The sequence below is a fragment of the Chroococcidiopsis sp. genome, assembly GCF_051657925.1.
Taxonomy (GTDB): domain Bacteria; phylum Cyanobacteriota; class Cyanobacteriia; order Cyanobacteriales; family Chroococcidiopsidaceae; genus Chroococcidiopsis.
The window spans coordinates 1-9,643 of the sequence record NZ_JBOFLP010000370.1 but is presented as its reverse complement, the minus strand read 5'-3'; the positions used below and the strand labels follow the sequence as shown (position 1 = coordinate 9,643).

Here is a 9,643-nt window from a genome sequence, read left to right as displayed (position 1 = left end):
CACCACTGTTAATTCAAGACATCCATTCTTGGACGCGCCAAGGAATCGGGGGCTTGCAAAGTGTCGTACTATATGCACTACCAGAACTCGATGGTGCGATCGATACCGTGCCTTTGGGTGGATTGGTGGGAGAAAAGATCTATCTGATCCCCGAACGAGTACGGCGTTTAGTAGCAAGATTGCAAAAATGGATTGCTTTGCGTCAGAAACCTGCGGCTGAAAGGAAAATAGCCATTATTCTCTATGGTTTTCCCCCTGGTTACGGGGCGACAGGAACGGCAGCTTTATTAAACGTACCGCGATCGCTGTTGAAATTCCTTCAAGCTTTAAAAGATCGGGGCTATACAGTCGGGGATTTACCAGAAGACGGGGAAGAATTGATCCGGTGGGTTAAAGAGGCGGATGAAAGGCAAGCTGAAAATTCCCGACTCCCAACTCCCGACTCCCGACTCCCGACAGTAACTACGCAGAAACTAGAAAAATGGCTTGGTTACTTGCAAACATCCCGAATTGAGAAACATTGGAAATCTCTATCTAGCAGCGGTATTAAGACTTACGGTGATGAGTTACTTGTGGGTGGAGTCCAGTTAGGTAATGTTTGGATTGGCGTACAACCGCCTTTAGGTATTCCTGGCGATCCGATGCGGTTGATGTTCGATCGCGATTTAACTCCCCATCCCCAATATGCAGCTTACTACAAATGGTTGCAGCAAGAATTTCAAGCGGATGCAGTTATTCATTTTGGAATGCACGGGACAGTGGAATGGTTACCTGGTTCTCCTTTAGGAAATACAGGCTATTCTTGGTCGGATATTTTGTTAGGAAATTTGCCCAATTTGTATATCTATGCAGCGAATAATCCCTCTGAGTCAATTTTGGCAAAGCGGCGGGGTTACGGTACGATTATTTCTCATAACGTTCCCCCTTACGGTCGCGCCGGCTTATATAAAGAGTTAGTAGCATTGCGCGATTTAATTGCTGAATATCGTGAAGATCCAGAGAAGAACTATGCTTTGAAAGAGGCAATTTGTAAGAAAATTGTAGATACGGGAATTAATACAGATTGTCCGTTAGAAGAAGCAAAGCATTTAGGAATTGCTTTTACACCTGAGAATGCACGGTTATTTAGTAAAGTCGTCTTCGATCGCTATTTATTACAGGTATACGAGTATTTGCAAGTATTAGAAAATCGCCTATTTTCCAGCGGATTGCACGTTTTTGGAGAACCACCGAATGCCGAACAATTAGCAAGTTATCTTCAAGCATATTTTGGCGAAGAATTATCAGTAGATGCAGTAAATGCGATCGCAAATGAGAAAATTGTAGGGGCGGGTTTAGCCAAAAATTCACAGTTAAGGCAAGAAATCTCTGTTCAAAACCCGCCCGGAGATGCGATCGCAAATGAGAAAATTGTAGGGGCGGGTTTAGCCAAAAATTCACAGTTAAGGCAAGAAATCTCTGTTCAAAACCCGCCCGTACCAGAGTTGAAAATTAAGAATTTCAATTTTCCACGATTAGAAGAAGCATTGCAAGTTCGCGATTTATTGATGCAAACTGATGAGGAATTAACCAATTTACTACGCGGACTCAATGGCGAGTATATCCCTCCTGCACCTGGAGGCGATTTGTTGCGCGATGGCGTAGGTGTGTTACCTACAGGACGCAACATTCACGCTTTAGATCCCTACAGAATGCCTTCACCTGCGGCATATGAAAGAGGAAAGGCGATCGCGCAAAATATTATCAGTCAACATTTACAAGAACATGGAGAATATCCCGAAACTGTAGCTGTGATGTTGTGGGGACTCGATGCAATTAAGACGCGGGGCGAGTCTTTAGGAATTTTACTGGAATTAGTCGGAGCAGAACCCATCAAGGAAGGTACGGGGCGAATCGTTCGTTACGGGTTAAAGCCGCTTGCAGAAGTGGGACATCCCCGCATTGACGTGTTGGGAAATCTTTCCGGCATATTTCGCGATAGCTTTGTCAACATTATCGAATTACTCGACGATCTATTCCAACGGGCAGCTATGGCTGAGGAATCGGAAGCAGAAAATTTTATCCGCAAGCACTATTTAGCCTTACAAGCGCAGGGTGTAGAAAATCCGTCAGCGCGGCTATTTTCCAATCCTGCAGGCGATTTTGGTTCGATGGTCAACGAACGAGTCACAGATGGAAATTGGGAATCGGGAAACGAATTAGGTAATACTTGGCGCGATCGCAACGTGTTTAGTTATGGTAGACAAGATAAGGGACGGGCTAGACCGGAAGTCTTGACGCAATTGTTGCAAAAGTGCGATCGCATCGTTCAAGGAATCGATTCTGTCGAATACGGTCTGACGGATATTCAAGAATATTATGCCAATACGGGTGGTTTGAAAAAGGCGGCAGAAAAGCAGCGGGGGAAAAAAGTGACTGCTAGCTTTGTCGAAAGTTTTTCTCAAGATACCACTCCGCGCAATTTGGACGATTTACTCAGAATGGAATATCGTACCAAATTACTCAATCCGAAATGGGCGGAAGCAATGGCGAATCAAGGTTCGGGAGGTGCGTTTGAAATTTCTCAACGCATGACAGCTTTAATTGGTTGGGGTGGTACTGCCGATTTTACCGATGATTGGGTCTACGACCAAGCCGCCGATACCTATGTTCTCGACGCAGAGATGGCAGAGAAGTTACGCAAGGCAAATCCCGAGGCTTTTCGTAATATTGTTGGTAGAGCGATCGAGGCACACGGACGCGGTTTTTGGAATGCCGATCCTGAAAAGTTGGAAAAGTTACGCCAGTTGTATGAAACGACAGAGGATGAATTGGAAGGAGTGAACAGCTATCAGTGAACAGCTATCAGTTATCAGTTATCAGTGACTAGTGGCTGGTGGCTAATACTTAGAAAAGAGTCCAGCTACTCACAAATGACTAATGACCGATCGCAATTCCGATCGGAGATTATCAGAATTCATGTCATCAAAACTGTGACAACTGAAGTCGTGCATGTAACATTTACCAAAGTCAATTAACTGGGTAAAAGCTGCTACTTCAGTTTGTACTAATAACCATTTTTAGAAGGCTGTAAATAGTTTTCACCGGATTTGCAATTTTCATATGCTTTAGAACATTTTTATTTAAGTTGCAAACACTTGTGAAGGCAGTCATTAGTCATTTGTCACAGCAATGTTTTCCACATCAGACTTAGCAAATAAAATATGCCAGACACGATGAACTAAGGTTGTGGACGCAGAAAATAGCGTGAATCCAAACAAGGGATGAAGCACGCCTAGAGGTAAGGGTGACTTCAGATGAATCGTGAGAAATTGTAGCCCCAGCAATATTAGCATACTTGTTGTCAGACTCCGCACTCGACGCGGATATGGGACTAGATACACCCACACCAATAAAACTAAAGACAATCCACTGTAACCACGCACCAGCCAAACATGAGCATTCCACCACTGAGGATTGTAAAAATAGGCGAGTCCAACGGTTAACACTTGGATAGTCAGGCAAAGGTTGAAAAGTACTGCTATTGTATAAAAACCGATTTGACAAATGCCGAAATTGGCGCACAACTTTGGATTACTGAAAATTCTGTCAAACAAGCGCTCAAACGTATATTTCGCAAATTGAATGTTTCATCCCGCGTTCAAATGGTAGCACAATTGCAAAATGCCCTAGATAGGGCATTCTGATGACTGAAAGCGAGAGCGAGTTATTACCTTAGATTGTGACTTGGCTGCTAGTCATCCAGTAAGTCGGGTTCTTGCTGCACGATTCTGTCATACAGAGGTTGAAAGCTAAACCAGCCGATGTGGTGAGAACCTACTTGGTTGTGGGCAATACTTGCTTGCTGAGAATCGATGACGCAAGGTTTACTAACAGCCTCTGCCATAAGTTGCGCTTGACAGGAACGATCCATTGTGATAAACCACCAAGCTGCTTCGTCTACTGTTTCTCCTACAGTCAGTAAACCGTGATTTTTTAGAATAACAGCTTTATTTTGTCCTAGTGTTTGGGCAATGCGCTTGCCTTCGGCTGGATCTAGTACGACTCCGGTATAGTCGTCAAACAAGCTGTGGTCTTCATAAAAAGCACAAGCATCTTGAGTGAGGGGATCGAGGAGGCGACCGAGGCTAGACCAGCTTTTCCCGTAAAGAGAGTGGGCGTGGGCAGCGGCGACGATATCGGGGCGGGCGGCGTGAATTTGGGAATGGATGGCGAAGGCAGCTGCGTTAACTGGTTTGTTGCCTTCTACAACTTCACCTTTGTCGTTGACGAGAATCAAGTCTCGTACGCGAATCTGTCCGAAGTGCATTCCAAAGGGATTGACCCAAAAGCAATCCCGGTATTCGGGGTCGCGGGCTGTGATGTGTCCGGCAATCCCTTCGTCGAAGCCATAGCGAGAAAAGAGGCGAAAAGCAGCGGCTAAGCGTTGTTTGCGATCGCGACGTTCTTCTGCAACTGTGGCAAAAGTTGGCGGTTCGGGTAGCTTGGGAATTGATGTGGATATTGTCATGCGATCGCCTCCTTTTTTTAAGGCTATGTACCAGCAAGCTAAAGATAGCAAAAATTACTCGCTACAGTATCGTATCTACGTAGAACAGTAAGCGATCGATTTAGTTTGCTGAGCTTGACCATCAATTGATTAATTCTACTTTACCGTCCAAAAAAACTTAGTAGTGAACTTCTTAATTTTATGTATAAATGTTGACAGAGATTTTAGGCATACATAATATATTTTTAAACTATATTATTTCTCTTCAAAATACTAATTTTTATTGTTTCTTGTCATGTAATTTCAACTCCTTGTCCAACCGCATCGGAAGCTTTCGGAGTAAATATGAGATTAAAGCAAGTCAAGCAGACAGATTTGTTAGTTTGTATAGGCTTTACGATTTTCGTTTTTCTCTTACGATTACCAGCTTTTTTTGAGTTTGGTATTAACAATAATGGTGATGAAGGTTTATATTTTTTAATAGCAAGAGATTGGATTGCAGGGAAACTTCCTTATACGGGAATTTGGGATAATAAACCGATTGGCATATACATAATTTATTTGCTCAGTATACTTTTCTTTGGTAACTCAGTTTTTTCAACAGCCATTAGTGCTTGCATTGCTGTGACACTGACGTGTTTTATTCTATATAAATTTGGTAGGTTAATCAGTGACCGTCAGCTTCAAACCGGACTAATAGCAGGCTTACTATATGCCACTTTTTCAACTGGAAACGACGAACTTGCAGCTAATACAGAAATTTTTTTCGCTGTCTTTACTACATTTTCATTCTACCAGTTATTTCAAGTCAATACTGAAAATTCAGTTCGTTGCAACTCCCTGAGGCTATTTATTATTGGTCTAGCAATGGGGATAGCATTATCAATTAAGCAAGTCATAATATTTGAGTTTATCGCTATTGTCATTTTCACCGCGATCGCTTTGCGGTTTTTGCCACCAAAAACTAAAAAATATCGGATTAAATACCTCTGCCAAAGTTATGTATTTCTCCTTTTAGGTTTTCTCCTTCCTACCATATTAATCGTATTCTATTTTTGGATTAACGGACACTTCAACGATTATATATCTGCTAATTTTACTGCCAACTTATTGCGCGTTACTGGTGAGAGAATAACATTAGCAAGCCTAGCATCAGGCTTAACAATTCAGATTAAGAGAAATTTATTTCTTCTATTGGGCTTACTCGCGACACCGATTTATATGACGACAATTGGTAAAAAGAATTTAGGTGAGAATAGAAAGCTAACTTATTTACTTGTGTGGATGTTTGCAGCTATTCTTGGTATTTCTTCTCCTAAAAGTTTTTATCCTAATTACTTTATTCAAGTCTTACCTTCTTTATCTTTGTTAACTGCTTATTTAATTAATAGTGCAATCTCAAAAATAAATGAAAACGCTAGCATTCAGAAAATAATTTTATTGAGTTTCGTTTTAGTAACGCCAATATTTAATAATTTGTATCCTCAAATCCAACTCAGTGGGAAATATGTCTACTTTCGCAGCATTAAAGGAATAGAGGATTGGGGTAATACTCCTTCTGCAATTGCTAGATACTTAAATCAACGAGTTGCCTCATCAGATTATATATATGTCTTTAACTATCATGCAGTAATTTACTGCTTAGTACGAGCTAACATGCCAACTAGATATGCGTTTCCCTTATTTATTACTACAAAATTAGCAAAGATTACTGGTAAAGATCCAGCCAAAGAGCTAGATGCAATTATGGCAAAAAAACCGCTTTACGTGATTAAATCGAGCGTTGGAGCTGAAAATAAAAATATCTTAGACAAAATGAACAATTATCTCCAAAAAAACTATAGTTTGGAGAAAAGTTTTGTAGATCTAGAAAGAGAAATTCCAGGTAGAGAAAGGCTACAGATTCAGCTATATAGAAGAGTTTAACAGTAAAAACCTCTGGAAAAGTCGAAAGTCGGAGAAGAGAGCTGAGGGAGCTGAGGAGGCTGAGGGAGAGTCGCCCAGATGAGGGAGAAAGAAATTTAAAATCTTTACACCCCACACCCCACACCCTTTCTTTACTGATAACTGATAACTGATAAGCCCATTTTGCTATATATTAAGCGATCGCCCTTTAACTATCAGAAGATTGGATAATAAGAGTAATTAGGAACTAATAAGCAAAGAGGTTCTCATGGCTTACGTATGCGAGATTGGCACGGGTCAAAGAGCCTACCTCGACAATCAAGGTAAGCAAACAATTGTGACTACTGCTAGTAGTAGCCTCGGACAGCAGCAACAATCGAGTCAAAGTTTTGTGACGGGAAGTTGGACAGCATCCCCAGAATCATTCCGAAATGCTAGCGGTGCGATCGTCAAAATTACGACTAGTCAAGGACAATACTTTATCCAAATCCAGGGTAATAGTATGGGCATGATGGCTGAATCTCCTTCACTTCAAGGCGCTCAACAAATCCAACTACAGCATGTCGATTATATTCCTACCTCATTGATGCCACCGATGGAGCCAATGAAACCGATGGAGCCAATGAAGCCTATGAAAATGGGTGACATGGAAATGAATATGAATCCAATGCAAATGCGCATGGGTAACATGGAACTGCGCATGGATAAGGCAGTCTCAGGTACGCACCGCTTTTGCAGTCAGTGCGGTACGGAAGTCAGTCCGAGCGATCGCTTCTGTTCTGCTTGCGGACATCGCTTGCAGTAATTCATAAGTTTTAGGGGGCGTACAGCTAGCTGTACGCCCCCATCCATAAATACCCTATTAGCCTTTTTTAGCTTTTAGAATTGTTCGGTCTGACCAGGCGTACCGCCAGATTGCGTCAGATAGAAATTCTTGGCTCCGTCATTTTGATAAACGCAATTAATTTCTGGAGAAGTGCCTAAATCTCCCGTAAAACCAAACGTATTCATTCGGTTTTTGCAATCTCGCACTTGTTCGTTAGTCACTAATTTACGGTCTTCTAAAAGATTCCAGCTGTTGGTTCTCAGCACGCAACCTGGGCGCATACTAGGCTGAGATACATACACGTTGAAGGGGTTGAGAGAAACAAATAGTCTAGTATCCATGACCATTGCACTAGCGCCATACTGCACGCACAGATCGGCATTAGGTGCGGCGCGATCGATAAACTCGCGAGAGGCAACGTTTCTAGTGTCGGTAATTGTCGTGGAACTAAAAGCAATGCCAATACCAATTCCTAAGATCAACACAGCCGCCAGTACCATAACCGAAAGGTAATTAAAGGCAGTTTTGACTGGTGAAGACTTCGGAGCAGGTGCAGTTCTAGTAGTAGCTTTACGTTTCATCATTAGGGATTAGGGTAAGAAGAGAGCTGAGGGAGACAAGGAAGCAGAGGAGCAAGTCGCAAGTCGCTCTTTCGCAATTCACTGACTTCTACCTTCTGACTTCTTTTGTCTTTTCATAAAATTAAGAAGTATGAATTTGTAGTTCGGACTAAAAGTAAGTGGATTTTCAAGTTGGCACGTTAAAAGCAAGAAAGAGTTATATACAAACCCTGATAGCAGATAGTTTAACGATATTTTGGGGCGATTGGCTAGAATTACGGGTGCGGATTGCCCAAGTTGCTGCTTCAGGCTTAGTGTCGCCCTTGATTTATATTTTGGCGTTTGGTCTGGGTTTGGGAAGTTCGTTGCCCAAGCCTGCTGTAGGTGATAGCTATCTAGAGTTTATCTTGCCTGGCATGGCGGCGCTATCGTCCATGACCATTAGCTTTGGTGGCACGACATTTTCAATTTGTGGCGATCGCCTATTTGCCAAAACCTTTGAGGAATTGCTATTAGTCCCCGTTCATCCCCTTGCCTTACACATGGGTAAAATGCTAGCTGGAGTTGTGAGGGGGTTAATGACTTCAGCGGCGGTGGTTTTAGTAGCGGCGATCTTTACTGGTAAGGTTTGGAGTTTTCTCAATCCCTTATTTTGGCTGCTGTTAGTTTTAAACTGTGCTGTCTTTGCAGGTTTGGGGGTAATAGTCGGCTTGAAGGTGCGATCGCTCGAAAGCGTAGGTTTGGTTAACAACTTTCTCATCGTACCAATGTCATTCCTGGGAGCCACATTTTTCGAGCCTGGGACGCTACCAGGTTTCCTCAAAGTGGTTGTTTACCTTTTACCACTAACCTACACCAGTATGGGGCTAAGAGCGGCTGCATATTTACCACTATCGCAATTTCCTTGGTATAGCATTCTAGTTTTATTCACAGTCGCGATCGCCTTATCTCTTTACGGTGCTTACTTGTTCTCCCACCAGCAAGATTAGTCAGTTATTAGGGAGCAGGGAGCAGGGAGCAGGGAGCAGGGAACAGGGAGCAGGGAACAGGGAGCAGGGAGCAGGGAGCAGGGAGCAGGGAGCAGGGAGCAGGGAGCAGGGAACAGGGTGTAAGGTTTAGGGTGTAGGGTGTAGGGTCTAGAGTTGAATTGCGAGTTGTGAGTTGTGACTTCTCGCTTGTCTCCCTTGTCTCCCTTGTCTCCTATAATTCCGGTGATATGAGCAATTTCAAAATCTTAGCTGGGTTATCTAAGTCACCTACGAGTCTTCGGACTGGGTGAGGCCACGCTCTGACTAAAGTAGGGGTAGCAGAAACTTGATATAGTTCGGCTTGCTCTGGATGTTTAAAGACATCGACAACTTTTAAGGTATAGGGATGGCGTAGCGATTGTTCTAGCAGCTGATGTAAAGTCTGAAGGATTCGCTCTGTATTTACACTGTGTCCTGCTACAAATAAGCGCAGCACGTAACCTAGCTTTTCGGAATATTGAGATTCTGCTGGGGTTGCCTCTGTAGCTGTGACTGTGGTTTCTATTTCCGGTGCTTTTAGCTCCGTCTGAGAGAAATTAGCAGTCGCATCGTATCTCATATGTGGGGTAGCAGTGGATGGATCGAACCGCACGATCAAACCACGATCGTCCCACAATTGGGGAAAATAAGCGCGATAGGTAGCTAATGCGATCGGATCGCAAAATTCTTCCGACCAAGGAGCTGCCTGCCACACTGATTCTCCGACATCAAAAACTGCATTGAGTAATGCCTGATGGCGCATCACTAATGGATAAGCTTCAGCAAAGGTTTGGATGTGCTGAGTCTGTGGATCTAACCAACAATCTAGCGTTGCTGTGTAGCAAGGAACGAGAAA

The 9,643-nt window shown here is 43.0% G+C and carries 9 protein-coding genes and 1 pseudogene; 6 read left to right on the top strand and 4 right to left on the bottom strand.

The genetic code is table 11. The annotated features are described in order from the left end of the window. On the top strand, positions 1 to 2,837 hold a 2,837-nt coding region (bchH, locus tag ACRC32_RS29745), incomplete at its 5' end, for a magnesium chelatase subunit H (protein ID WP_438557360.1). Between the two features lie 315 nt (positions 2,838 to 3,152). Here the strand turns inward: bchH and ACRC32_RS29740 are convergent. Next, a complete protein-coding gene (locus tag ACRC32_RS29740) occupies positions 3,153 to 3,584 on the bottom strand; it encodes a DUF6220 domain-containing protein (protein ID WP_438557362.1) in 432 nt (143 codons plus the stop codon). Here ACRC32_RS29740 and ACRC32_RS29735 point away from each other — a divergent pair. Continuing rightward, positions 3,540 to 3,686 (top strand): annotated as a pseudogene (locus ACRC32_RS29735) (helix-turn-helix domain-containing protein); the annotation flags it as partial. The gene ACRC32_RS29740 and the pseudogene ACRC32_RS29735 sit on opposite strands and share 45 nt — an antisense overlap. Positions 3,687 to 3,733: 47 nt before the next feature. Here the strand turns inward: ACRC32_RS29735 and ACRC32_RS29730 are convergent. Continuing rightward, complete coding sequence (locus ACRC32_RS29730; RefSeq protein WP_438557359.1) at positions 3,734 to 4,510, bottom strand: class II aldolase/adducin family protein; 777 nt, start codon at positions 4,508 to 4,510, stop codon at positions 3,734 to 3,736. 324 nt (positions 4,511 to 4,834) lie between these two features. Between ACRC32_RS29730 and ACRC32_RS29725 the strand changes: the two genes are divergently transcribed. Then, positions 4,835 to 6,415 carry an ArnT family glycosyltransferase gene (locus ACRC32_RS29725; protein ID WP_438557358.1) on the top strand — a complete coding sequence of 527 codons (1,581 nt, stop codon included), beginning with the start codon at positions 4,835 to 4,837 and terminating at the stop codon, positions 6,413 to 6,415. A 247-nt stretch (positions 6,416 to 6,662) separates the two neighbouring features. After that, positions 6,663 to 7,199 (top strand): zinc ribbon domain-containing protein, encoded by a 537-nt coding sequence (locus tag ACRC32_RS29720; RefSeq protein ID WP_438557357.1) that lies wholly within the window; start codon positions 6,663 to 6,665, stop codon positions 7,197 to 7,199. 74 nt (positions 7,200 to 7,273) lie between these two features. Here the strand turns inward: ACRC32_RS29720 and ACRC32_RS29715 are convergent, their stop codons facing one another. Next, the gene (locus ACRC32_RS29715) at positions 7,274 to 7,801 is read right to left on the bottom strand and encodes a DUF3172 domain-containing protein (protein ID WP_438557361.1); all 528 of its coding nucleotides are present in this window, start codon (positions 7,799 to 7,801) and stop codon (positions 7,274 to 7,276) included. A gap of 158 nt (positions 7,802 to 7,959) precedes the next feature. Here ACRC32_RS29715 and ACRC32_RS29710 point away from each other — a divergent pair, with 158 nt between their 5' ends. Together ACRC32_RS29710 and ACRC32_RS29705 are read left to right on the top strand one after the other, a co-directional pair. Then, the gene (locus ACRC32_RS29710; RefSeq protein WP_438557356.1) at positions 7,960 to 8,769 is read left to right on the top strand and encodes an ABC transporter permease; all 810 of its coding nucleotides are present in this window, start codon (positions 7,960 to 7,962) and stop codon (positions 8,767 to 8,769) included. Then, a complete protein-coding gene (locus tag ACRC32_RS29705) occupies positions 8,738 to 8,899 on the top strand; it encodes a hypothetical protein (protein ID WP_438557355.1) in 162 nt (53 codons plus the stop codon). Before ACRC32_RS29710 ends, ACRC32_RS29705 begins: the two co-directional genes overlap by 32 nt. A gap of 81 nt (positions 8,900 to 8,980) precedes the next feature. Here ACRC32_RS29705 and ACRC32_RS29700 read toward each other — a convergent pair. Continuing rightward, on the bottom strand, positions 8,981 to 9,643 hold a 663-nt coding region (locus tag ACRC32_RS29700; protein WP_438557354.1), incomplete at its 5' end, for a circadian clock KaiB family protein.

Excerpts from the sequence above, each read along its gene's own strand:
- ACRC32_RS29730 (WP_438557359.1), bottom strand. The coding sequence starts at position 4,510 with ATGACAATATCCACATCAATTCCCAAGCTACCCGAACCGCCAACTTTT.
- ACRC32_RS29725 (WP_438557358.1), top strand. The coding sequence starts at position 4,835 with ATGAGATTAAAGCAAGTCAAGCAGACAGATTTGTTAGTTTGTATAGGC.
- ACRC32_RS29720 (WP_438557357.1), top strand. The coding sequence starts at position 6,663 with ATGGCTTACGTATGCGAGATTGGCACGGGTCAAAGAGCCTACCTCGAC.
- ACRC32_RS29715 (WP_438557361.1), bottom strand. The coding sequence starts at position 7,801 with ATGAAACGTAAAGCTACTACTAGAACTGCACCTGCTCCGAAGTCTTCA.